General features: G+C 61.3%; 23 protein-coding genes and 1 pseudogene. 12 read left to right on the forward strand and 12 right to left on the reverse strand.

From position 1 onward, the window contains the following. Positions 1-83: 83 nt before the first annotated feature. Positions 84-983, reverse strand: coding sequence for a LysR family transcriptional regulator (locus tag B5M41_RS01800; RefSeq protein WP_134646419.1), 900 nt, complete (start codon positions 981-983; stop codon positions 84-86). 94 nt (positions 984-1,077) lie between these two features. On the opposite strand from B5M41_RS01800, the gene B5M41_RS01805 reads away from it, so the two are divergent. Together B5M41_RS01805 and B5M41_RS01810 are read left to right on the forward strand one after the other, a co-directional pair. Next, positions 1,078-1,911, forward strand: coding sequence for an SDR family oxidoreductase (locus B5M41_RS01805; RefSeq protein ID WP_134646421.1), 834 nt, complete (start codon positions 1,078-1,080; stop codon positions 1,909-1,911). Between the two features lie 48 nt (positions 1,912-1,959). Then, complete coding sequence (locus tag B5M41_RS01810) at positions 1,960-2,454, forward strand: lipocalin-like domain-containing protein (RefSeq protein WP_134646423.1); 495 nt, start codon at positions 1,960-1,962, stop codon at positions 2,452-2,454. A gap of 47 nt (positions 2,455-2,501) precedes the next feature. Here the strand turns inward: B5M41_RS01810 and B5M41_RS01815 are convergent, their stop codons facing one another. After that, the gene (locus tag B5M41_RS01815; protein ID WP_134646425.1) at positions 2,502-3,407 is read right to left on the reverse strand and encodes a LysR family transcriptional regulator; all 906 of its coding nucleotides are present in this window, start codon (positions 3,405-3,407) and stop codon (positions 2,502-2,504) included. 169 nt (positions 3,408-3,576) lie between these two features. On the opposite strand from B5M41_RS01815, the gene B5M41_RS01820 reads away from it, so the two are divergent. Genes B5M41_RS01820 through B5M41_RS01830 form a run of 3 tightly spaced genes read left to right on the forward strand, consistent with a single transcriptional unit; the run spans position 3,577 to position 6,306 of the window. After that, positions 3,577-4,569 carry an MBL fold metallo-hydrolase gene (locus tag B5M41_RS01820; protein ID WP_134646427.1) on the forward strand — a complete coding sequence of 331 codons (993 nt, stop codon included), beginning with the start codon at positions 3,577-3,579 and terminating at the stop codon, positions 4,567-4,569. A 25-nt stretch (positions 4,570-4,594) separates the two neighbouring features. Beyond that, on the forward strand, positions 4,595-5,680 hold the full coding sequence (locus tag B5M41_RS01825) for an aldo/keto reductase (protein WP_134646429.1): 1,086 nt from the start codon (positions 4,595-4,597) through the stop codon (positions 5,678-5,680). Between the two features lie 41 nt (positions 5,681-5,721). Next, positions 5,722-6,306, forward strand: coding sequence for a dioxygenase family protein (locus tag B5M41_RS01830; RefSeq protein WP_134646431.1), 585 nt, complete (start codon positions 5,722-5,724; stop codon positions 6,304-6,306). A 73-nt stretch (positions 6,307-6,379) separates the two neighbouring features. Here B5M41_RS01830 and B5M41_RS01835 read toward each other — a convergent pair whose 3' ends face one another. Next, positions 6,380-7,120 (reverse strand): SDR family NAD(P)-dependent oxidoreductase, encoded by a 741-nt coding sequence (locus B5M41_RS01835; protein ID WP_134646762.1) that lies wholly within the window; start codon positions 7,118-7,120, stop codon positions 6,380-6,382. 79 nt (positions 7,121-7,199) lie between these two features. Between B5M41_RS01835 and B5M41_RS01840 the strand changes: the two genes are divergently transcribed. After that, on the forward strand, positions 7,200-7,877 hold the full coding sequence (locus tag B5M41_RS01840; RefSeq protein ID WP_134646764.1) for a TetR/AcrR family transcriptional regulator: 678 nt from the start codon (positions 7,200-7,202) through the stop codon (positions 7,875-7,877). A gap of 19 nt (positions 7,878-7,896) precedes the next feature. Here B5M41_RS01840 and B5M41_RS01845 read toward each other — a convergent pair whose 3' ends face one another. The 5 genes from B5M41_RS01845 to B5M41_RS01865 all read right to left on the reverse strand — a co-directional run bounded on the left by B5M41_RS01845 (position 7,897) and on the right by B5M41_RS01865 (position 12,676). After that, positions 7,897-8,529, reverse strand: a complete 633-nt coding sequence (locus B5M41_RS01845) for a class I SAM-dependent methyltransferase (RefSeq protein WP_134646433.1) — start codon at positions 8,527-8,529, stop codon at positions 7,897-7,899. Further along, on the reverse strand, positions 8,526-9,164 hold the full coding sequence (locus B5M41_RS01850) for a DedA family protein (protein WP_134646435.1): 639 nt from the start codon (positions 9,162-9,164) through the stop codon (positions 8,526-8,528). Before B5M41_RS01850 ends, B5M41_RS01845 begins: the two co-directional genes overlap by 4 nt. Positions 9,165-9,167: 3 nt before the next feature. Beyond that, the gene (locus B5M41_RS01855) at positions 9,168-10,151 is read right to left on the reverse strand and encodes an SDR family oxidoreductase (RefSeq protein ID WP_134646437.1); all 984 of its coding nucleotides are present in this window, start codon (positions 10,149-10,151) and stop codon (positions 9,168-9,170) included. A gap of 128 nt (positions 10,152-10,279) precedes the next feature. Next, a complete protein-coding gene (locus B5M41_RS01860; protein ID WP_134646439.1) occupies positions 10,280-11,329 on the reverse strand; it encodes an aldo/keto reductase in 1,050 nt (349 codons plus the stop codon). Positions 11,330-11,350: 21 nt separating this feature from the next. After that, entirely contained in the window at positions 11,351-12,676 is a 1,326-nt protein-coding gene (locus B5M41_RS01865) for an MFS transporter (RefSeq protein ID WP_134646441.1), read from the reverse strand. A 162-nt stretch (positions 12,677-12,838) separates the two neighbouring features. On the opposite strand from B5M41_RS01865, the gene B5M41_RS01870 reads away from it, so the two are divergent. Then, positions 12,839-13,762, forward strand: a complete 924-nt coding sequence (locus B5M41_RS01870) for an AraC family transcriptional regulator (protein ID WP_209020844.1) — start codon at positions 12,839-12,841, stop codon at positions 13,760-13,762. A gap of 111 nt (positions 13,763-13,873) precedes the next feature. Here B5M41_RS01870 and B5M41_RS01875 read toward each other — a convergent pair. Continuing rightward, positions 13,874-14,077, reverse strand: a pseudogene (locus B5M41_RS01875) (DUF4142 domain-containing protein); the annotation flags it as partial. Positions 14,078-14,357: 280 nt separating this feature from the next. On the opposite strand from B5M41_RS01875, the gene B5M41_RS01880 reads away from it, so the two are divergent. Further along, entirely contained in the window at positions 14,358-14,609 is a 252-nt protein-coding gene (locus tag B5M41_RS01880; RefSeq protein ID WP_134646443.1) for a glycine zipper domain-containing protein, read from the forward strand. 286 nt (positions 14,610-14,895) lie between these two features. After that, positions 14,896-15,825, forward strand: a complete 930-nt coding sequence (locus B5M41_RS01885; protein WP_134646445.1) for a sensor domain-containing diguanylate cyclase — start codon at positions 14,896-14,898, stop codon at positions 15,823-15,825. A 67-nt stretch (positions 15,826-15,892) separates the two neighbouring features. On the opposite strand, the gene B5M41_RS01890 is transcribed toward B5M41_RS01885, so the two are convergent. Together B5M41_RS01890 and B5M41_RS01895 are read right to left on the reverse strand one after the other, a co-directional pair. Next, complete coding sequence (locus B5M41_RS01890; protein WP_134646447.1) at positions 15,893-16,156, reverse strand: DUF6894 family protein; 264 nt, start codon at positions 16,154-16,156, stop codon at positions 15,893-15,895. 119 nt (positions 16,157-16,275) lie between these two features. Next, entirely contained in the window at positions 16,276-16,464 is a 189-nt protein-coding gene (locus tag B5M41_RS01895) for a KGG domain-containing protein (protein WP_134646449.1), read from the reverse strand. Between the two features lie 253 nt (positions 16,465-16,717). Between B5M41_RS01895 and paoA the strand changes: the two genes are divergently transcribed. The 3 genes from paoA to paoC are packed head-to-tail and all read left to right on the forward strand — an operon-like array spanning position 16,718 to position 20,385. Beyond that, positions 16,718-17,236 carry an aldehyde dehydrogenase iron-sulfur subunit PaoA gene (gene paoA, locus B5M41_RS01900; RefSeq protein ID WP_134646451.1) on the forward strand — a complete coding sequence of 173 codons (519 nt, stop codon included), beginning with the start codon at positions 16,718-16,720 and terminating at the stop codon, positions 17,234-17,236. Then, positions 17,233-18,183, forward strand: a complete 951-nt coding sequence (locus B5M41_RS01905) for an FAD binding domain-containing protein (RefSeq protein ID WP_134646453.1) — start codon at positions 17,233-17,235, stop codon at positions 18,181-18,183. The genes paoA and B5M41_RS01905 overlap by 4 nt, the downstream gene beginning before the upstream one ends. Positions 18,184-18,186: 3 nt before the next feature. After that, positions 18,187-20,385, forward strand: a complete 2,199-nt coding sequence (gene paoC, locus B5M41_RS01910; RefSeq protein WP_134646455.1) for an aldehyde oxidoreductase molybdenum-binding subunit PaoC — start codon at positions 18,187-18,189, stop codon at positions 20,383-20,385. Positions 20,386-20,568: 183 nt separating this feature from the next. Here the strand turns inward: paoC and B5M41_RS01915 are convergent, their stop codons facing one another. Beyond that, the gene (locus B5M41_RS01915; protein ID WP_230639949.1) at positions 20,569-21,453 is read right to left on the reverse strand and encodes a sugar phosphate isomerase/epimerase family protein; all 885 of its coding nucleotides are present in this window, start codon (positions 21,451-21,453) and stop codon (positions 20,569-20,571) included. Positions 21,454-21,473 lie beyond the last annotated feature (20 nt).

A 21,473-nucleotide genomic window follows, 5' to 3' on the forward strand; every position in this document is an offset into this window, starting at 1 on the left:
GCCAGAGCGATCGTGTGGCAGGCTCGTCTCGATCCATCTGGCAGGCCATCTGACAGGGGCAGACGCCATGCGGCGTCGCCCCTTTATCGTGACCGGTCCACCTCCCGCAGGAGGTCGATGAAGGCTCGCAGCGGTGATGGTACATGCCGGCTGCGCGAATAATAGAGCGCCAGGCCGGGCAAGGGCGGGCACCAGTCATCGAGCACGGTCACCAACCGGCCCGATCCGACGAGCGGCCGCGCGAAATGTTCCGGCACATAAGCAATACCGCGGCCGTCCGCCGCCGCCTGCACGAGAAGATCACTGTCATCGAGGGTGAGGTTGCCCGGCACGTCGACAGAGATTTCGGCGCCGCGTCTGGAAAACTCCCAGCGATAGCGCTTGCCGCTCGGCAGACGTTGGCGGATGCAGCAATGCTGATGAAGATCATCGGGTGTTTGCGGTTTGGCCTTGCCGTCCAGATAAGATGGCGCTGCGACGGTGACGAAACGCACGTCGCCGCCGAATCTTACCGCGATCATGTCTTTCGGAACGGCTTCCAACAGGCGTATTCCGGCGTCGAAGCCCTGTTCCACAATGTCGACAAGGCGGCCTTCCGATACGAGATCAAGCTCGACGTCGGGATAGAGATCGAGAAAGCGCGGAACGACGTCAGCGAGAAGGATGCGTGCGCCGCTCTTGTTCGCATTGATCCGTAGCGTGCCACTTGGCGTGCCGCGTTCCTCCGAAAGCGTATCGAGCGCCTGATCGAGATCCTGAAGAAGCGGATTGACGCGACCGAGCAGGCGCGAGCCGGCTTGTGTCAGCGAAACACTGCGCGTCGTCCTGTTGAAGAGCCGAACGCCGAGTTTCGCCTCGAGACCGATGATCGCGTGGCTGAGGGCGGAACGCGAAACACCCATGACATCGGCTGCTTTACGAAAGCTCTGATGATCGGCCACTGCCGAAAAGGCGGCTAGATCGCTTAGGCTGGGGCGCACCATTCGTGAATTTTCCTCACTATCTCATCTCAAATTGCAAATCTTATATCACCAATCCGGGAGATCTACATTCGCGAATGGAAGATAAGGAGATCACATGCCAAAGACATGGTTCATAACCGGCGCTTCTTCGGGGCTCGGTTTCGAAATGACGCAGCGACTGCTTTCGCAGGGTCACACGGTCGTTGCAACTGTCCGCCGTCGCGGGGCGCTGACGCAACTCGAACAGACGTACCGCGAACGCCTGGACGTGGTTCTGCTCGATCTGGTCGAGCCGGAAAGCATAAGTCTCGCAATCGGAGATGCCTTCCGAAGGCACGGCCGGATAGACGTCATTGTCAGCAATGCCGGCTACGGACTGTTCGGTGCTGCGGAAGAGCTGACGAACGGCGAGATCGATCGACAGATCGCCACAAATCTCACGGGGTCCATTCACCTGATCCGCGCAGCATTGCCGCTTCTTCGAAAGCAAGGCGGCGGACGCATCGTCCAGGTGTCGTCCGAAGGCGGGCAGATCGCCTATCCGGGCTTCAGCCTCTATCACGCGACCAAATGGGGCATCGAGGGCTTCATCGAAGCCGTGGCACAGGAGGTGGCGCCTTTCGGCATCGACTTCATCATCGCCGAGCCGGGGCCGACGGGCACGAACTTCGGAGCCAATCTGGTCTGTGCGGATCCTATGTCTGCTTACGATGGAACGCCTGCGGGCGCCGTTCGCCGTGCAATCGCCGATGGCAGTTTCGAGATCAGGGGGGATGCGGCGCGCACCGTGGCCGCAATCCTGTCGGCTGCCGCAAGCGAGGCACCACCATTGCGATTGGCGCTGGGCAGCACGGCCTACTCCTCCATCTCGCAGGCGCTTTCCAAACGCCTGTCGGCACTTGAGGCGCAGCGGGACGTCGCGAATTCCGCCGACCGGCAGGATCTGTGAACCGCGCAGCGGCAGGACCCTATCATTCATAACAGCAGAGGAAACGACATGTTCATTCGACCGATCACATTGGCTGTAGCCGTCAGCATTTCGTCGGCTGCCTTCGCGCAGACTGCCACCGAAAATCAGGTCGTAGGCACCTGGCGCATGATCTCCGCGACGATCGACCCCGGCGGGGAAAATATCGCCGCCTATGGAGAGAAGCCCAATGGGCTTCTGGTCTTCACGCCTGACATGCATTTCGTGGAGGTCTTGACCGACGCCGAAATCCCGCCGTTTGCTTCCAACACGCGCGGCGAGGGAACGGATGATGAAAATCGCACGGCCATGTCACGCAGCATCGGGTTTTTCGGAACCTACACCGTCGATGAGAATGGAGAGTTCAGCGGAAACCGTGTCGAAGGGTCGACATTCCCGAACTGGGTCGGCAGCGTGCGAACGCGTGCTGATCTCACGCTCATCGTTGATGGCGATCGTATGTCCGAGCAATTCCGCCGGCCGGAAGGCACCGAAATCAGGATCGAATGGCAGCGGGTCAAATAAGGCATCGCCGACAAGCCGTTCCTGCCGCAATGCCGGCTGGAACGGCATCAGGTCCTGGCCTGCCAGTCATAGTTCCTCATGTAGTCGAGAAAGGCGCGCATGGCGGCGCTTGGAAGGCGTCGGCTGGGATAGTATAAGAACCAGTGTTGCAGGGTGTGGCTCCAGTCTAAGAGAAGCTCCACCATCCGGCCGGTTTGGATATGCGGCTTGGCGTAGTCATCCAAGACATGGGCAATCCCCCTTCCTGCCAGCGCAGCTTGCAGTTCGTTATGCGCGGAGCTGACCGTCAATCGGCCCGTTGGCGTGACTTCGATCTCTTCGCCCGCCTCGTCGAACTGCCAGGTGACGAGCGTGCCGCCCGGGAACCGGCGTCTTATACAGTCGTGATCCACAAGTTCTTGCGGTGTCTGCGGCTGTCCCCACCTTCCGATATAATCCGGTGAAGCGACGATGGCGTAGCGAAGTGCAGGGCCAAGCGGCAGCGCGATCATGTCCTGCGCCAGCTGCTTGCCGAACCTGACGCCGGCATCGAAACCCTGCTCCACGATATCGATGACGGCCGCATCGCTGATGATCTCGATTTTCACCTCTTGATAGGCGTCCATGAAATCGAACACCAGCGGGCAGAGAAAATGATCGACGGCCGGCGCGGGCGCGTTGATCCTGAGCGTACCGGATGGGCTGTCCCGGAGTTCATCGACCTCGGCGATGGCGAGCCTGATGTCGCCCAATGCAGGTGCCAGGCGTTCAAGAAGGCGCTGGCCTGCCTCCGTGGGGAACACGCTCCTCGTCGTTCGATTGAGGAGCCGGATACCCAGAGCCTCTTCCAGGGCGTTCATCGTTTGGCTCAGGGCCGATGAAGAGACCCCTCGCTCAAGCGCTGCCGCGCGGAAACCGCCGCAACGCACGATGGCCACGAAAACGTCGAAGCTGTCCAGACGAAGAGGGTTCATTGAGAAGTATTTCTAATCAAGCTGATAAACTTAATGCAGCTTATCAGATCAATTGTCCGGTGTCATGGTTGGCGTAGAGTTGAACGCCGCGCTCCATCCGGTTCCTTTGCCGGTCATTTAGGCCCCTGCGTAGCGAAGCCGGGCGTGGCCAATGCGAAAGGGAAGACCGATGAATGCCTTCACCCTCAACAGACGCTCTGTGATGCTGTCCGCCGTCGCAGGCGCATCAAGCATGCTCATACCCGGCCTGGCCGGTTCCGGCACAGCCCACGCCCAGGCCACGCCCGCGCTCGCTGGCAATGCCGGGCATTACCGCTTCCGCGTCGGGGACATCAGCGCGACAGTGTTGAGCGACGGCGTGATCGGTGGCCCGCCGCGCGTCTATGCGAGCGATGCGCCGGAAGCGGAGCTTCAGGAGGTCCTGCGTCAGGCCTTTCTTCCGGCCGATCACATGACACTCAACCTCAACACGCTGCTGATCGAAACCGGCGGCCGGCGCATTCTGATCGAAGCCGGAGCCGGCAAGACCATGGGCCCGAACGGCGGCCAGATCTTTGATAACCTCGCGGCTGTCGGCCTCGCGCCAGCGGACATCGATGCGATCGTTATCTCCCATACGCACCCTGATCACGTGGGTAACTTGAGAACCGCGGATGGCGGCAAGGCCTTTCCGCGCGCCACGGTTTTTGTCCCGAAGGCGGACTGGGACTTCTTCGTCCGGACCGATCCGGATCTCTCCTACATGCCGGTGCCGGAGGAGTTCCGCCTGCGCTTCGCCGCAAACATCAAGAACAGCCTCGCGCCGTTCATGAACGATGTGGAGCTTTACGAAGCTGGCGCCGAGATCGTGCCGGGCCTGACGACGATCGTCGCATCCGGCCACACGCCGGGCATGGCCACCTTCCTCGTCCATTCCGGAAACGACCAGTTGCTGCTGACGGCGGACCTGGCCTATCACCCCGTCGTCAACGTCGACAGGCCGTGGCTTCCAGGCCCGGATCGCGACAAGGAAACCGCTCTTGCCTCCCGTCGGCGCATCTTTGACAGGGCGGCCGCCGATCGTCTCCCGGTGCTCGGCTTCCATTTTCCCTTCCCCGGCCTCGGCCGGATGCTGAAAACCGACGGCGGTTACGCCTGGGTCCCCGCCAACTGGCAGTTTTGACGATTAAGGAAACAGGAGAACTCTCATGGACCAGTCAAAGATCAACAGGCGCGGTTTCCTCGGCACGATGGGCGCGGCGGCGACAGGGCTGGCATTTGCCAGCCACGCTGCGGCGCAAACCCAGGAAACGAATGCGGCGTCGCCAACCACTGGATCAAACCCGGACGTCCTTACCCGCACCTTGCCGCGGACCGGCGAAAGGGTCACGGCGCTGGGTCTCGGCACCTTCCTCACCTTCGACCTGAAGCCCGGTGACCGGCGCGACGCCTTGCGCCAGGTCTTCGAGCGGTATGTCGCCGCGGGCGGCCGTGTGGTCGACACATCGCCGCTTTACGGCTCGGCCGAGGTCAGCGTCGGCCAGTTCATGGGAGAGTTCGACGGTTCGGACGAGATATTCCTCGCCAACAAGGTCTGGTCGACGGGAGAATATCTCGGCGACGAAAGCCACGCGATGGAAAGCTTCCGGCAATCGCGCATGCGCACATGGCGCGACACGATCAATCTCATGCAATGCCACAGCATTACCAATGCGCCGGTCGTCGTCCCGCTTATGAAGGCCTGGAAGAAGGAAGGCCTCATACGCCATGTCGGCGTGACCCACCACGAGTCGGCGGCGCAGGACCAGCTCCTGGCGATCATCCAGCGTGATGATGTCGACTTCATCCAGACGAACTACTCGATCTTCAACCGCGACGCCGAACGTCGTCTTCTTCCCGCTGCGGCCGACAAGGGCGTCGGCGTTCTGATCAATCTGCCGCTCGAAAAGGCCCGCCTGATGAAGGTGGTCGAGGGCCATGAGCTTCCCGGTTTTGCAGCCGAGTTCGGAGCGACGAGCTGGGCGCAGTTCTTCCTGAAATGGGTCATGGCGCATCCTGCCGTCACGAGCGTCCTCTGCGGCACGTCCAACCCCGACCACATGAGCGACAATGTCCAGGCGCTGAAGGGCCCGCTTCCCGACGAGCGGATGCGCGCCCGCATGGTCGCGCATATGGAAACGATTCCCGGCTTTGGGTCCATCGGCACGATGCCGTGGTATCCCGGCAAGGAGAATATGTATGAAGGCCTTATCCGGGAGGCGCAGGCGAACGCCGCGCAACGCCTGCAGCCTTGACGGCGCGCCGATTAACCGACCATCACACTGGGAGACCGGTCTTGTCCGCCACCAGACGCTCGCTTCTGACTGCCTTTCTGACGCTGCCGTTCATCGAGGCGGCAAGAACAAGGGCGTATGCGCAGGCCGCTCCCGAGCTGCCGCTTACCCCCGCATGTGACGATGGAGACGAACCGACCCTGGAACGGGAAGCCGGTCCCTTCTTCAGGCCGAACTCGCCGCTCAATCGGGATCTCTATCCGGATGCGCCCGGAGGCGAGCGAATAACCGTCGCCGGCTTCGTCTTCGACAATCGCTGCCGGCCTTTAGCCGGCAGCCTCGTCGAGATCTGGCAAGCCGATGAGAAAGGCGACTATGACAGCGTGGGATTCCGCCTGCGCGGACACCAGTTCACCGACACGCAGGGGCGGTGGTGGTTCAACACCATCATACCCGCGCTTTATCCCGGCCGAACGCGCCATTTCCATTTCAAGGTCCAGCGTCCGGGTGGGCGCGTTCTCACCACCCAGCTCTATTTCCCCGGAGAGCCCGGAAATGCCGGGGACTGGTTGTTTGACGAGGCGCTGCTCCTCGACATCAGGCAGACCGGTGACGGAAGGTTCGGGCGGTTTGATTTCGTGACATGACGAAGGAAAGCTGCCGGAAAGGGCAGGGTTCAGTCGCGCTACGCGTTGGAAGTCGGATAATGCGAGGCCAAAATCACGCGTTGAAGCCTGCATCCACACTGAGAACCGCACCCGTGATGAGATCTGCCCCTGGACCGGCCAGGAATGCGACGGCGCTGGCAACTTCGCGGGGCTCGCCAAAGCGGCCGAGCGATGTGAGGCTCCGTTGATAATCCGCGTTCTCCCCATTGGCAGGGTTCATGTCCGTATCCGTTGAACCGGGGAGGACGAGATTGACGGTGATGCCCTGAGGCCCAAGTTCGCGCGAAAGGCCTCGCGTAAACGACAAGAGTGCGGACTTCGACATCGCGTAAGCCGTCACACCCGGGAAGGGCACACGCTCCGCCAGGGACGAGCCGATCGAGATGATCCGGCCGCCGGAGGACAGATGCGGGATCGCCGCCTGTGCGAACAGGAACGGCGCGCGAACGTTGACGTCAAGCATGGCCTGCAGGTCGGCGAGTGCCAGATCCGCAGTCATGCCGGCGGTCCCGACGCCCGCGCTGTTGACGAGGATATCAAGCCCTCCAAGCGTGTCGACCGTCTGGCCGACGGCGCGACGGATAGCGTCCGGGTCGGCGCTGTCGGCCTGGATGGCAAGCCCGCGCCGGCCCGTTTCCTCGATCGCCTGAACCACCGATGCAGCTCTGTCGGCCGAGCGCTGATAGGTGAACGCGACATCCGCGCCCTTCTCGGCGAGCGCAATTGCGATCGCGGCCCCTATGCCCCGGGAGCCACCGTTTACCAGCGCGCGCTTTCCAAGCAATTCCATGATCGTTTCCTTTATGCAGTGATCGATGCATAAATCGTTAGCGACATTGCAAACGGCCGTCAATCAATTTATACAGTGGTCGATGCAGAATAATGTTTCACCCTGTACCGACCATTCAGAACCGACCCTGCGCCCGCGCGGTCGGCCGCGCGAATTCGATCGCGTTGCCGCACTCGCCGCCGCAACCAGACTGTTCTGGGTCAAGGGTTACGAGGCGACGTCGATCGTTGATCTGACGGAAGCGATGGGGATAGGGACCAAGAGCCTTTATGCGGCTTTCGGTTCGAAGGATGCGCTCTATGCCGAGGCGCTCAAATATTACTACACGACGTATGAAGGGCTGGTCTGGACCCGCTTCAGGGCTGCATCGACCGCAAAAGAGGCGGCGCTGGCGTTTCTCCAGGATTCCGCTGTCGCCATGACCGGTGGAGACCGCGATCTGCCGCACGGCTGCATGGCGACGCTTGCAGCCGTGGGCAGCGAAGGACACTCCGAACTGGCCGAACTCATGCGAGCGACGCGCGCAGGCGGCTTCGATCTCCTCAAGGCGCGCTTCGACAGAGCGAAAAGCGATGGTGACCTCACGGTCACGGCAGATACAACCAGGCTGGCGAGATTTGTGCAGACAGTCCAAAGCGGCATGGCGATCCGCGCCCGCGATGGCGCGGATCGCGCCGAGCTGCAAGCCGTGGCGGAAATTGCGCTTTCCGGCTGGGACAACGTCACCGGCGGCATCGATCCCCGTTACGGTGACGGCTGATCATGACGACAGCTGGATTCTAGGTTGCCCCTTTATCCGGCGTTTGCGGTACGCTTGTCCAAACGTGTTGGGGGCGCGGTTTTCGCCTGCTTATACGATAGACGGCCGCGGGCGGGATGTTCGCGAACGTGCGGCCAACAAACGTCGCCTTCAAGCCGAGCCGGTCGAGGAGCGGTCTCGGTATCGGGCATCGCGGGCCATACGTGAACTGATAAAGCGCGCCCTCCTGGCGAAGATGCGAAAAAGCACCTTCGAGAATCGCGATCACTTTCCGCATGGGCATTGATAGAAGAGGCAGACCGCTCAGGACAGCGCCGACCGATGCCGAGGGCAGCACCGTCACCTTGCGCAGCTGCGCAGCGTCCATCTGGATGGTTCTGGCTGCGGGAAAGCGCAGGCTGAGCTTGGCGGCGAATTCCAGGCCGTATTCGACGAGAACAAGATCGGATTCCGCAACACCGCGATCGAGCAGCGCCTCTGTGAATACGCCTGTCCCCGGCCCGAGTTCAATGACGGTTCCTGTATCGGCCGAGATCTCTGAGGTCATCAGCGATGAGAGTGCCCGCCCGGAGGGTGTCACCGAGGCGACCTGCAGCGGCGCGGAGAGCCACGCGCGAAAGAAGAGGACTGCGTCTGCCGCTTTGCCGGTCATCGGGCATTTCCCTCCCGACGAAGCTGCTTCGTGAGCCGAAACTGCAGACGGAATATCAGGGCGACGATCACCTCCACGGCAACGAGAAGCACCATGGTCTTGAGTGCGAATGCTGATGAGTTGATGCTGGGCAGTACGAGTCCGGCCAGATAGCCAGCGGCGATGAACAGCCCGTTCCACAACACGATGCCGGCCGCCAGGTCGAAGGCGAGCCTCATGGCACTCGCTCCCATGAGCCCCGCGGCCAAAGGCGAGATCAGGCGTATGGTCGGGATGAGTTGTGACGTTATGATGATCAACCGTTCCCGGCCGCGCAGGGACGACACTGCTCGGTCGATGCGTTCTCGTGAAAGGCCGACCCATTTGCCGACTGTGTACAGAATCGCGGCGGACTTCGATTTGCCAAGCGCGCGGACAAGGAAATAGAGTGCGAAGGCGCCCAGGAAGCTGCCGACGGTCGTGCCGACAACAGCGGTGTGGATGGACCATGCATCGTCATGGGATGCGATGCCGATGGCAACAAGGATACCGTGGGACGGAAGTGCAGGAACGAAGCGTTCCGCAAGGCCGACCGTAACAAGGCCAATGATCCCATACAGCGCTATCCAATCGACGAGATTTGCGAGCGGGTCCATCCTTTAGCCTTCCCGAGCGAGGGATTGCGTAACCGGTTCGACGGTTGCCGACGACAGCCGCGGCTGTTCGAATGAAACGCCGGTCAGCCTCTCCGAGATTTCCCAGAGCCTTTGCGCGACATGGTTTTCCATTGCCTGCCTTGGTATCCGAGCTTCCGTTGGGTGGCCGCGTGTCTCCTGAAGCTTGTCGGGACCGTAGTAGCCGCCGCCATGTGCATCCGGCGATGTCGCTGCAAACAGGGTCGGCAGCGCTCCCTGGGACGCCGGCTGGAACAAAAACCACAACAGCGACCGCAGGAGGCCTTGAGCGCTGCGCCGGCCCGGTGCGTTGTGCAGAAGGTCGGTGCGGGATATCCCGGGATGGGCCGCAATGGACGAGAGGCCCCAACCGGCCTTCTCACTGCGCCGCTGGAGTTCCAGAGCGAACATCAGGCACGCCAGCTTCGACTGGCTGTAGACCGGCATCGGTTTGTAATCGTGCTCTGCCTGCAGGTCGTCGAAGTTGATTGCGGCGTTGGCCGTGCGCGCCGCAATGCTGGACAATGTCACGACCCGCGGCTCCCGGCCATTGATGAGAAGCGGCAGCAATCGGGCCGTCAGGGCGAAGTGGCCGAGATAGTTGGTGCCGAACTGCAATTCGAAGCCGTCGTCCGTCGTCTTGCGGATGGGGGGCGTCATGACGCCCGCATTGTTGATGAGCACATCCAGATGAGCGCGGCTGCCTCTCAGTCTTGTGGCAAGTGCCTCGATGGACGCGAGGTGGCCGAGATCGACTTGTTCGAACGTTACCGCAGCACCAGGCACGTTTTCCTTGATACGCCGAATGGCGCTGGCGCCTTTCGTCGGATTGCGGCCTGCGAGGATCACGTCACCACCGGCGCCGGCCAATGCGATGGCGTCCTCGAAAGCCAGGCCACCCGTTCCAGTGACGAGGATCGTGCGGCCTGTCTGTGATGGCATGTCATCAAGCGTCCAGTATTTCGACATTGTCAGTTCCTTCTCTTGGGCGGGGGGTGTCCGCCGCAGAGCCGGCGGGGAGGGGCCCTGCGGCGGACAAAGGTCGCTGTGGGGGGCGCGACCTCATGAATCCTGAATTGCGGAGCGAAAAGCGGGGCTTACTGAGCCGCGTCGACGATCTTGCCGAGCGGTGGTCTTGCCGGCACCTGACGGCTTCGCTGCATCCAGGCTGGATATTCGGGTGGGAGCCTGCTGACCTTGTCGAGTTCGGCCATTTCGTCGGAGTTCAACGCGACCTCCGTGGATCCGATACCGTCGTCGAGCTGGTTGATGGTTTTCGCGCCGATGATCACGCTCGTGACACGGGACTGATGCAAAAGCCAGGCGAGCGCAATCCGCGCGGCGCTCACGCCCTTCTTCGCGCCGATACGCTCCATGGTCTCGATTATGTCATATGCCCGATCCATGGCGACCGGCGGGAAATCGAAGGTGCTGCGGCGGCTGCCTTCTTCGACTTGCCGGCCACGGCCGAACTTGCCGCTGAGCAGACCGCCGGCCAGCGGGCTCCACACCAGAAGCCCGAGCTTCTCGGCATCGAGGAACGGTACGATCTCGCGTTCGATATCGCGGCCGGCAAGCGTGTAGTAATTCTGCGACGTTGCGATCTTCACGACATTGAGGCGTTCGCTGTGGCCTATCGCCCTGGCCATCTGCCACGCCGACCAGTTCGAAACGCCGACGTAGCGAACCAGGCCCTGCCTGACTAGACCGTCGAGCGCCTCCAGGCTCTCTTCGATTGGCGTCACGTCGTCAAAATTGTGAAGCTGGTATAGATCGATGTAATCGCGCTGGAGCCTCTTCAGGCTGGCTTTGATGCTGTCGAAGATATGAGCCCGTGAATTGCCCGCTTCGTTGGGTCCGGGGCCCATCGGGCCGCAGACCTTGGTGGCGATGACCACGTCTTCCCGCCTGACGCCAAGGTTCTTGAGCGACTGGCCTATCATCTCCTCGGAGACGCCATTCGAATATATATCCGCAGTGTCGATGAAATTGATGCCGTGCTCGAGAGCACGCGCGATCAAAGCCTGGGCGTCGCCCTGCTGGACGTTGCCCATGTTGGACCAGAGGCCTTTGCCTCCGAACGTCATCGTGCCGAGGCAAAGCTCCGAGACGAATAGACCTGTATTGCCCAGGGTTTTGTATTTCATGGGAGGCTCCTGAAAGCTGTTTTAAGTTTCAGTTGGGTGCTGGCGAAGGAAGATGCCGATGCGGCGACTTGCGACGAGCAGGGTGATGCCCGACAGGACACTGGCGAGGGGCACGATCAAGAGGCCCAGTCCCAGGCCATTGGAAATGCCGGTTGCACTTGCGGCATCGCTGATAACGCCGACGAAGAGCGGTCCAAGTGCCGGACCGGCAAGGCCGCTCCCGATCATCACGAGGCTGGACGCCTGGGCCTGCCGGCCCGGCCCGGCAACGAGGTGTGCGGCGCCAAACCCCCAGGGCAGCATGAAGGAGAACGACAGCATTCCCGGGACGAACAATGCGATCGACATCCAGCCGGCCGGAGCAAACAGCGCTGCCGTCGTTGTCAGGCTGGCGAGCAGGAAGAGAACCGCCGGAGGGCCCAGCACCCTGCCGGAGCCCGAGCGCACCGCGTGATCGAACCAGCGCCCGCCGCCCAGCGTGCCGATGATGCCCATCAGCCCCTGCAGCATGCCAAAGGAAACGCCGACCTCGGTTGCGGTAAAGCCATAGGTCCGTATCAGGAAGGGTATGGAAAAGGCGTAGAAGGGCGCACCGGCAAAGCCGAGGAAAACCGTGCCCAGGAACAGCCAGCGGAAAGCCGGAGACGACGAAAGATCGAGGCTTGTCCGCAGGAAGGGTTCGCTGCGGGTGGTCGTAAGCGGCAAGCGTGGCGTCGGGCCTGCGACAAGCGCCGTCAACAGGCCGACCAGGATGCCGATGACGCCGGCACCCATCAACACGACACGCCAGCCGAAGATGTCCGCAATGGCGCCGCCTGCTGCAAAACCCACCATCGTTCCGAGCGGGATTCCCATTGCGAAAAGGCCGATCGCAAGGCCGCGTCGTTCCGGTCCGATCTTGCGCGCGATTAATGCGTGGCCTGCCGGAACCGCTCCCGCCTCTCCGAACGCGACACCGAAGCGGGTCAGCGCGAGAAAAGCGAAACTTGCTGCGAAGCCGCCGAGTGTGGTCATGACGCTCCAGAGCAGGATGCAGGACACCAGCACAAGTCGCGGTGATCCCCTATCCGCAGCGCGCGCAAGCGGTAATGAGAGAAGGGCATAACAGACTGCAAAGGCGAGACCGGTCAGAAGTCCCATCTGGGTATCCGTGAGAGATAAGTCGGCCTTGATCTTTTCCGAGAGAATGAAGGGAAGTATTCGATCGATCTGCGACAATGCATTGATCAGGAGAAGCACGGCGCAGATGGCGACGATACGCCATCTGCTTGCGTATTCACGGCTTGATGCTTCAGAGAACACCCTTTTCGTGGAAGGATCTCTTGACCCTGCGGCGATTTCTGCCATCTTGAGACTACTCCTCGCTTGGTTGCACCCATAAGCTAGATGGAGTGTCCCATGACCAGAATGCCTGAACCCTCAAGAAACTTGCCCATTCCTGCAAAAGGCGTGACAATGCCGGCGCGGGGTCAGGTGTTTTCCTGGCCCGTGAAGGGTCGGGAGCCAAACGTGAACAGGCCATTGCTGGATGCCGTAACGGCGTATATCGACGAGCAGGGAGGTGGCCAGGGGCTGTTTCCGACCGCGATCGAAGGCTTCAATATTGTACGGTCCTTTCAGTCGATGATGCCGATGCGCAACATCTATCGGCCGTCGCTTTGCGTGGTGCTGGAAGGCGGAAAGGAGCTGCATCTCGGAGATCAGCGCCTCAGCTATGGAACGATGGAGTGCCTCGTCGTCAGCGTCGGGGTCCCCGCGACAGGCCAGATCGTGGAGGCAAGCGAAGAGGCTCCATATGTTGGCGTCATGATCGATTTCGACGTCGCCACGTTGCGGGAGGTTCTCGAGCAACTGGACACGCCGCCGGCGCAGGTAGAAGAGTCGGGCCCCTGTGCCTTTGTTGCCAAAGTGGATGAACCGTTGGCAGACTGCATTCTTCGTCTGGTTCGAATGCTGGCGACGCCGAAAGCAATCCCTGTCCTGGCGCCTTCGATCGTGCGCGAAATCTGCTTTTGGCTGTTGAGCGGCCCCCATGGCGGCGAGCTCTGCAAACTGGCTTTGCCGGAATCAAATATCGAGCGCGTCGTCAGGGCCGTATCGACGTTGCACACGAACTTTGCAGACACGCTTCGCGTCGAGCATCTGGCGGAAATTGCGCGGATGAGCCCATCGTCCTTCCACCAGCACTTCAAGGCATTGACCTCGATGACGCCGCTTCAGTTTCAAAAGCAGCTGCGTTTGTTGGAGGCGCGCCGGCTCATGGTCACGCAGGCGGTCAATGTTGCCGAGGCCGCCTACAAGGTCGGCTACGAAAGCGCGTCGCAGTTCAGTCGGGAATATTCGAGGACCTTCGGCATCGCGCCCAAGCAGGATGCGTTGAACCAGCAGCGCCTGCGCACCGCCTATGCAAGCCGAACCGTCCGCTCAGCGTAATCCTGTGGCGATCGGACTTTAACAGAGCTCCTAAGGTCCGGACTCCGCCAGCGCTTCCGCCCGGCGGAAGAGGGGCGGAGGCTTGCCATGACGATTTTTGTGTTGCTGGCGTTATTGTTTCTCTTCGAGATCCTCGGCCATTTTCAAATGGTGTTCCAAGGCGGGAACCGTCTTGGCAGCCCAGGCTTTCAAATCCGGGTTATCACCTTCCGAGCCGTAGCGCTTGAAAAGATCGACAGCGTCTTCATGCGCGTCTTCCTGTTCATCCTGGTAGGCTTCGTCGAAGTCGTTTCCGGAGAGGCCTCTGAGTTCTTCCGAGCTTGGAGGGCGTTGAATCGACTGTCTTTACCTGTCGCTCTTCCTGAATGAAGGCGCGCGCGCCCGGCATTCCTTCGCTTCATTTCAGGTGAACAGAAGGCTGCATTGCGGGATCACACACCTGCACCGAACGAAACGCCGCCAGCGACGGGTGGGTGAAGACTTCATTGGCGCTCTTATGTTCCCGTCTTTCTAAAAATTGTGACGCGGCCCACGCCGTTGTTGGAACCTGAGCGCCTTGCGGGGGTTAGGCTGATGTCTAAACATGGAGGTAACAATGAAGAAGATGATCCTTATCGCCTGCATCGGCCTGTCGCTCGGTGCCTGCACTGCCACCGAACGCGGTGCCGGTGTGGGTGCTGCAACTGGAGCCGTCGTGGGCGGGGTCGCAACCGGTAACGTCCGTGGTGCGGCTGTGGGTGCTGCCGTCGGCGGTGTCGCAGGCGCGCTGATCGGCAACGTCCAGGATCAGCCCGGCCAGTGCTACTATCGCGACCGCTACGGCCGCCGCTATATCGATCGTTGCTGAGGCGCAAGCCAGATCCAACGACTGCCAGCCCGGCGAGGCATATTCTTCGGCCGGGCTGGCTGTCGTGACTTGATCGTCAGCGATGGAAATCGGAGGATTTGCGTCTTTTCAGCGCGGGGCTGTCAGCCCGGCAGCACGCCGTTTTTTCGCTATCACGTCGGGCAGCAGGGAACGTTCCGCCTTCATGCTGGTTGGGTGCCCGAAAGGAGGGCCGCCATGCGTACATTCCTTCTAGATCATTGCAGCATCAATCTCCACCGTCCGTGACCACATTCATATCGCCGCCATGCGCGACGCCCACGGCAAGGTCGTGCGCTTCATATCGCAAATCGAAGACATCACCCGCCATAAGGAGCATGAGCGACAGCTTGCCGAGCGTGCGGCGCAACTTGAACTGGCGCTCGAAGCCATCCGCGGCGGCTTCTGGCAAATGGACATTCTGACCGGAAAATTCGAGACATCGGACCGGCTGGCTCAGTTTATCGGCGGTCCAACCGCCGCACGGCTTGATCTTGAGTGCTACGTCAACAGGGTCAATGTGAACGATGGCGCTCAGGCGGACCTCACGCCCCTGATCGCGGGAGAACTCGATCAGAATGTCGCTGAATATCGTCTCGATACCATCCATGGCGAACGCTGGATGCGCTGCGATAGGAGGCTGCTACGTGACAGCGAAGGCAGGCCGGTCAAAATCGTTGGAATGGCGTTCGATTTCACGGAAGAGCGGCGAAGGATCGAGATGCTGGAGGAGACGGCGCGCACGGACGCGCTGACCGGGCTCTTGAATCGCCGTGGCCTTTCGATCGCATTCGCTACTCTACAGTCGGCGGACGGCTTCGTCGTTCTTGCGCTCGACCTGGATGGCTTCAAGAAGGTGAATGACGTTCATGGCCATGCAATGGGAGATATCGTCCTGCAAACCGCCGCAACCCGCCTCACATCCGCTGTCAGAGAAAACGATCTCGTCGCGCGGATCGGCGGGGATGAGTTCGTTGTGGTTATCGCCGGGAGCCGCGTTACAGGGGAGGCCGCGGCCAAACGCATCATGGAGCGCATGAGGGAGCCTATCCCTATCGGCGGGAACATCGCCGACGTTCGCACGAGCATCGGCGGCACGTGGAGCTCTTCCAAGCGCGATATAAGCGAGCTGATCAACGAGGCGGACGCATTACTCTATGATGCGAAGGCGGCCGGTAAAGACGCCATGCGGTTCTAGTCCGCGTCGACAGCCGTGCGGGAGTCGCCTGGCTGTCGGACAAACATGATTCTCCGGCTGAAATCGACTACGGCGAATGCGACGGCAAAGTCGACTGGCCGTGCGGGAGGGTCTCCATCAGGAGACGCAATGTGAGCAAGGGCCTGAAGTCCTCATCCTGCAACTCGACCGAAATGCTGTCGACCGGTTCTTTGGGCAGTCCGTCGAGGGCCATTTCCGCCAAGAGGGTTTTCGCTTGCTCCGTCGCGTCCGCGACGGATTCAAATTCGAAGGCCCTGTCCGGGAGGAGTACGCCTTCCTGGTCTTGAATCTTGAAATAGAACCTGGCCACCTAATCCTCCGTTATGCGGTTCGGCCCTCAACGATTAAAAGGGGGCAACGTTCCCAAGCGAAAGTCATGGGCTTTCGCCTGCCACATCCGTGGCAGGCTCCGTCTCATCTTTGGGCTGTTTAGTGTTTTCCGCCCTTGCGTCCGGCTTCGGAGGCTTTTTCGCGATCGTTCGCGAAATTGCCCTTGCCGCCGCGTTCACCGCCGCTCTGGTCGCGACTGCCGGCAGCCTGACGTTTTTGATCATCGTTCTTGTGGCTCTGCTGACCAGCCTTTACGTGTTGTTCATGAGTTCCGCCTTGGTTCGGCATTATGCTTCTCCTTGGGTTTAGAAAGGCAGGCGTTCATTCGCCTGCGCCAAGTCAACCACGATCTGCGTCCGTCGTTCCCTGATGAAATATTTCGTGATTGGCGCCAGCGATCGGGCCACGAGTCTAGGGGCGGCGACGCAGTTGCATATCGCGGCGATGGAACTTTTTCAGCGGAATCCGTTTCTCTTAAACCCGCCCATGACTGACAAGGACAGCAGTCGGTCACATCAAAGCGCAAGCTCTGGAAGAGAAGATGGATTTCACCTCGACGGTTTCCCTTAAGGTCAACGGCCAGCCTTACCAACTCACGCTGGACAATCGCACCACGCTGCTCGATGCCTTGCGCGAGCATCTGCACCTCACCGGAACGAAGAAGGGTTGCGATCATGGCCAGTGCGGCGCCTGCACGGTTATCGCCGATGGTCGCCGCATCAATTCTTGCCTGTCGCTGGCGCTGATGCACGAGGGCGACGAGATCACCACCATCGAGGGGCTGGGCCAGCCGGAAAACATGCATGCAATGCAGTCTGCCTTCGTTCGACATGATGGCTTTCAGTGCGGCTACTGTACGCCGGGGCAGATCTGTTCCTCCGTGGCGGTTCTTCAGGAAATCGCCACCGGGATACCCAGCCACGTCACCGAGGATCTGACGGGCACGATCGCGCTTACGCCGGAGGAAGTTCGCGAGCGGATGAGCGGCAATATCTGTCGGTGCGGTGCCTATTCCAACATTCTCGACGCCATATTCGAGGTTGCGGAGGGCACGCCATGAGAGCCTTTACCTATGAGCGGGCCACGTCCGTCCAGGAAGCGGCCAACCTGGTGGCCGCTTATCCCAATGCGAAGTTCATTGCCGGAGGCACCAATCTCCTGGACCTGATGAAGCTGGAAATTGAAAGGCCGGCGCGATTGATCGATGTCAACGGTCTGGAGCTGGACCGGATCGAAGCCACACCTGAAGGCGGTTTGCGTATCGGCGCGCTGGTCCGCAACACGGACCTTGCGGCGCATGATACGGTTCGGCGCGACTACGGATTGCTGTCCCGTGCGCTGCTGGCGGGGGCATCCGGACAATTGCGCAACCGAGCCACCACGGCGGGAAACCTGCTTCAGCGCACGCGTTGCCCATATTTTTACGACACCAACCAGCCCTGTAACAAGCGCAACCCCGGCAGCGGCTGTGCCGCGATCGATGGTTTTAGCCGCCAGCACGCCGTAGTGGGCGTGAGCGACGCCTGTATCGCCACCCATCCGAGCGACATGGCAATCGCCATGCGCGCGCTCGACGCGACCATCGAAACCGTGAAGGGCGATGGCACCGGGCGCACGATACCCATCACCGATTTTTACCGCCTGCCCGGCGAGACGCCACATATCGAAACCGTCCTAGAGCACGGCGAGATCATCACGGCGGTGGTTCTGCCGCCGCCGGTCGGGGGAAGGCAGGTCTACCGGAAGGTGCGTGATCGCGCCTCCTATGCCTTCGCGCTCGTTTCAATCGGCGCGGTGGTCCAGTCCGACGGCACGGGCCGCATCGCTGTCGGCGGCGTGGCGCACAAGCCATGGCGTTCGGAAGAAGCCGAGGCGGAGCTTGCGAACGGACCGGGCCGGGCCGCTGCGGTCCTGATGGCTGATGCCCGCCCGACAGAACAGAACCGTTTCAAGGTCGATCTGGTCGAGCGCATGGTCGCTGCGATCTTCACGGAAGCGAGGGGGTAAGACATGCAGTTCGACAAGCCAGCAACCACAAATCCCATTGATCGGCTCAATGTTGTTGGGCGACCTGTTCCGCGCGTTGACGGTGAGCTGAAGACGACCGGCAACGCCCGCTATGCCTATGAATGGCATGATCCGCAGATGGATTATGCCTACGGCCACCCTGTCGGCGCCGCCATCGCCAAGGGCCGTGTACGATCGATCGATACGGAGGCCGCAAAAAAGGCGCCGGGTGTGCTGGCTGTGGTGACGACACTCGACGTCGGCGAGCGCGAGAAGGGCAAGTACAACACCGCGACGGTGTTCGGCGGCGACAAGATCCAGCATTACCATCAGGCCGTGGCCGTCGTCGTTGCGCGCTCTTTCGAGGAGGCCCGCGCCGCAGGCGCTCTCGTCAAGGTCGAGTACGCGCCTGAGGACGGCGCCTACGATCTCGAAGAGGCGATGGATGGTGCGGTGAAACCCGACGGTTCGGACAAGCCCGATACCGCCGTCGGTGATTTCGAGCGGGCCTTCGCCGATGCGCCGGTGACGCTCGACGCCGTCTACAGGACGCCCGACCAGTCGCATGCGATGATGGAACCGCACGCCTCCATCGCCGCCTGGAAAGACGACGATCTCACGATCTGGACATCCAGCCAGATGATCGATTGGTGGCGCAGCGATCTGGCGACCACGTTGGGCATCGACAAGGAACGGGTTCATCTGATGTCGCCCTTCATTGGCGGCGGCTTTGGGGGCAAGCTCTTCCTGCGTGCGGATGCCGTTCTGGCGGCCTTCGCCGCCAAGGCGGCCGGACGACCCGTCAAGGTGGCGTTACCGAGGCCGCTGGTGGCCAACAACACCACCCACCGTCCGGCGACTGTCCAGCGCATACGCATCGGCGCGGAACGTAATGGCCGGATTACGGCGATCGGTCATCAAAGCTGGTCCGGTGACCTTCCCGGCGGTCAGCCGGAGCTCGCTGTCAACCAGACGCGGCTTCTTTACGCCGGGGCAAACCGCAAGACGGCAATGCGGCTCGCCACACTCGACCTGCCGGAAGGCAATTCCATGCGCGCGCCCGGCGAAGCGCCGGGCATGATGGCGCTTGAAATCGCCATCGACGAAATGGCGGAAAAGCTGCAAATGGATCCGGTCGAATTCCGTATTCTCAACGATACGCAGGTCGATCCCGAAAAGCCGGAGCGTCCCTTTTCGCATCGCAACCTGATCGGGTGTCTCCGGCTGGGTGCGGAGCGTTTTGGTTGGCAGAAGCGCGGTGCGCCCGCAACGCGGCGGGAGGACGGCGCCCTGATCGGCGTCGGCGTCGCCGCCGCTTTCCGCAACAATCTTCTGATGCCTTCTGGTGCGCGCGTTCGCCTCGATGGCGACGGCATGATCACGGTTGAAACCGACATGACCGATATCGGCACGGGCAGCTACACGATCATCGCCCAGACGGTGGCGGAAATGATGGGGGTGGATATCGACCGGGTGACGGTGCGTCTGGGTGATTCCCGGTTTCCCGTTTCGTCCGGTTCGGGCGGCCAGTTCGGCGGAAACTCGTCGACATCGGGCGTCTACGCCGCCTGTGTGAAGTTGCGCGCGGCGGTCGCCGCCAGGCTCGGCTTCAACACGCAGGATGTTGTTTTCGACGGTGGCCGGGTCCGCTCCGGCGACCGGGCGGTGCCGCTCTCCCAGGCAGCCGGTGCGGACGGGCTGATCGGCGAAGACACGATGACATGGGGGGATCTCGACAAAACCCACCAGCAATCCACCTTCGGCGCGCATTTTGTGGAAGTCGGGGTCGATATCGTTACCGGCGAGACGCGTATCCGCCGAATGCTGGCCGTCTGTGCGGCGGGCCGCATCCTCAACCCGCTCACCGCACGCAGCCAGGTCATCGGTGCCATGACGATGGGCGCGGGGGCGGCCCTGTCCGAAGAACTGGTGGTCGATACGCGCCGCGGCTTCTTCGTCAATCACGATCTCGCCGGTTACGAGGTGCCTGTTCATGCGGACATCCCCCATCAGGACGTGATCTTCATGGATGAAACCGATCCGTTCTCATCCCCGATGAAAGCGAAGGGCGTAGGAGAACTGGGCCTTTGCGGTGTCGCAGCGGCCATCGCCAATGCGATCTACAACGCCACCGGTGTCCGGGTGAGGGACTATCCGATAACACTCGACAAGCTGATCGGCGGGTTGCCCGAGGTCGCGTAGGGCGAGCATGATGAACGACTGTCCGGGTTTGATATCGTCCTGCCTTGCGGCGGCCCGCACCGATGTCGATACGCGGGACGACGTCATCGCCGCTGACGGAACTCGGATGAAGTGAATCACTCCGGTCGTTTGTTTTGGGCGCATCAAGCACGCCACGCTGGGACTGCAGGAGCGATTGCCTTATCACTCGAATATCAGTTTCTCCATCAACGCCTTGAGCTCCCTGGCGACATCGAAGCTGTTCTCCTGGTGTTGACGCCGGCAGAACAGTTCGCAGCTCCACCAGCCTTTGTACCCCGTCGATTTTACCGCATCGACCCAGCTTTGCAGGTCGAGAACGCCTGCGCCGGTGGGCACATCCCGCAGCGCTGCCTCGTTGGGTACGCCCCCGCTATAGGCAAGGGAATCGCAAAGATGCACGCCGTAGATCAGGTCTTTGTCGAGGCGAGCGACACGCTCCGGACTGTCGCCCGACGTATAGGCGTGCCAGAAGTCGATCACGAGGCGCACGTTGTCCCGTTTGCACAGATCGAGAATCCGCATTTGCGCATCCAGGCTATTCAGAGGGGTCCAGGAAAGAGATTCGAGATAGACTATAAGCCCGTAGGTCGCCGCTATATCGGCGACCGTCCGGAGATTTGACGCCGTGCGTTCAAGTTGCTCCGTTTGCGGCAGGTCGATCAGGCCTCGGTACAGATCGGGGTGATGTTTTTTGGCATCGGCTTCAAAAACCCTGATATCCAGCGGCCCGGTGATCGCTTCAATCCCCCTGGCGCCGGCGGCGCTGGCGAGCACACACAAGGCTTCCGCCTCCTGCAGCATTTGCTTTCGAGCCTCTCCCTGCCGTTCGAGATCGATCAGGAAGCCGATACCGGGAAGGAAGAGACCGTCAAGCCGGGCTTTGAGCGCCTGTTCGTCATGACCGGCGTCGAGATAGGCGGAGATCTTGGCGCCGGACGTCTCCAGTCCGTCGAAGCCAACGCTTTTGGCGATCTCGATGTCGATCGCCAGCGAATTCGGTTTCGACGCCATGGAATGAAAAACGAGTTGGTTGTGGGATTTGATCACGGTCGGGCTCCGATGGTCCG

This window comes from Shinella sumterensis, from assembly GCF_004514425.2.
Taxonomy (GTDB): Bacteria; Pseudomonadota; Alphaproteobacteria; order Rhizobiales; family Rhizobiaceae; genus Shinella; species Shinella sumterensis.

Bases quoted from the DNA above. Each gene is read 5' to 3' on its own strand.
- B5M41_RS01800 (WP_134646419.1), bottom strand. From the start codon at position 983: ATGGTGCGCCCCAGCCTAAGCGATCTAGCCGCCTTTTCGGCAGTGGCC.
- B5M41_RS01805 (WP_134646421.1), top strand. From the start codon at position 1,078: ATGCCAAAGACATGGTTCATAACCGGCGCTTCTTCGGGGCTCGGTTTC.
- B5M41_RS01810 (WP_134646423.1), top strand. From the start codon at position 1,960: ATGTTCATTCGACCGATCACATTGGCTGTAGCCGTCAGCATTTCGTCG.
- B5M41_RS01815 (WP_134646425.1), bottom strand. From the start codon at position 3,407: ATGAACCCTCTTCGTCTGGACAGCTTCGACGTTTTCGTGGCCATCGTG.
- B5M41_RS01820 (WP_134646427.1), top strand. From the start codon at position 3,577: ATGAATGCCTTCACCCTCAACAGACGCTCTGTGATGCTGTCCGCCGTC.
- B5M41_RS01825 (WP_134646429.1), top strand. From the start codon at position 4,595: ATGGACCAGTCAAAGATCAACAGGCGCGGTTTCCTCGGCACGATGGGC.
- B5M41_RS01840 (WP_134646764.1), top strand. From the start codon at position 7,200: ATGCAGAATAATGTTTCACCCTGTACCGACCATTCAGAACCGACCCTG.
- B5M41_RS01845 (WP_134646433.1), bottom strand. From the start codon at position 8,529: ATGACCGGCAAAGCGGCAGACGCAGTCCTCTTCTTTCGCGCGTGGCTC.
- B5M41_RS01850 (WP_134646435.1), bottom strand. From the start codon at position 9,164: ATGGACCCGCTCGCAAATCTCGTCGATTGGATAGCGCTGTATGGGATC.
- B5M41_RS01855 (WP_134646437.1), bottom strand. From the start codon at position 10,151: ATGTCGAAATACTGGACGCTTGATGACATGCCATCACAGACAGGCCGC.
- B5M41_RS01860 (WP_134646439.1), bottom strand. From the start codon at position 11,329: ATGAAATACAAAACCCTGGGCAATACAGGTCTATTCGTCTCGGAGCTT.
- B5M41_RS01865 (WP_134646441.1), bottom strand. From the start codon at position 12,676: ATGGCAGAAATCGCCGCAGGGTCAAGAGATCCTTCCACGAAAAGGGTG.
- B5M41_RS01880 (WP_134646443.1), top strand. From the start codon at position 14,358: ATGAAGAAGATGATCCTTATCGCCTGCATCGGCCTGTCGCTCGGTGCC.
- B5M41_RS01885 (WP_134646445.1), top strand. From the start codon at position 14,896: ATGCGCGACGCCCACGGCAAGGTCGTGCGCTTCATATCGCAAATCGAA.
- B5M41_RS01895 (WP_134646449.1), bottom strand. From the start codon at position 16,464: ATGCCGAACCAAGGCGGAACTCATGAACAACACGTAAAGGCTGGTCAG.
- paoA (WP_134646451.1), top strand. From the start codon at position 16,718: ATGGATTTCACCTCGACGGTTTCCCTTAAGGTCAACGGCCAGCCTTAC.
- B5M41_RS01905 (WP_134646453.1), top strand. From the start codon at position 17,233: ATGAGAGCCTTTACCTATGAGCGGGCCACGTCCGTCCAGGAAGCGGCC.
- paoC (WP_134646455.1), top strand. From the start codon at position 18,187: ATGCAGTTCGACAAGCCAGCAACCACAAATCCCATTGATCGGCTCAAT.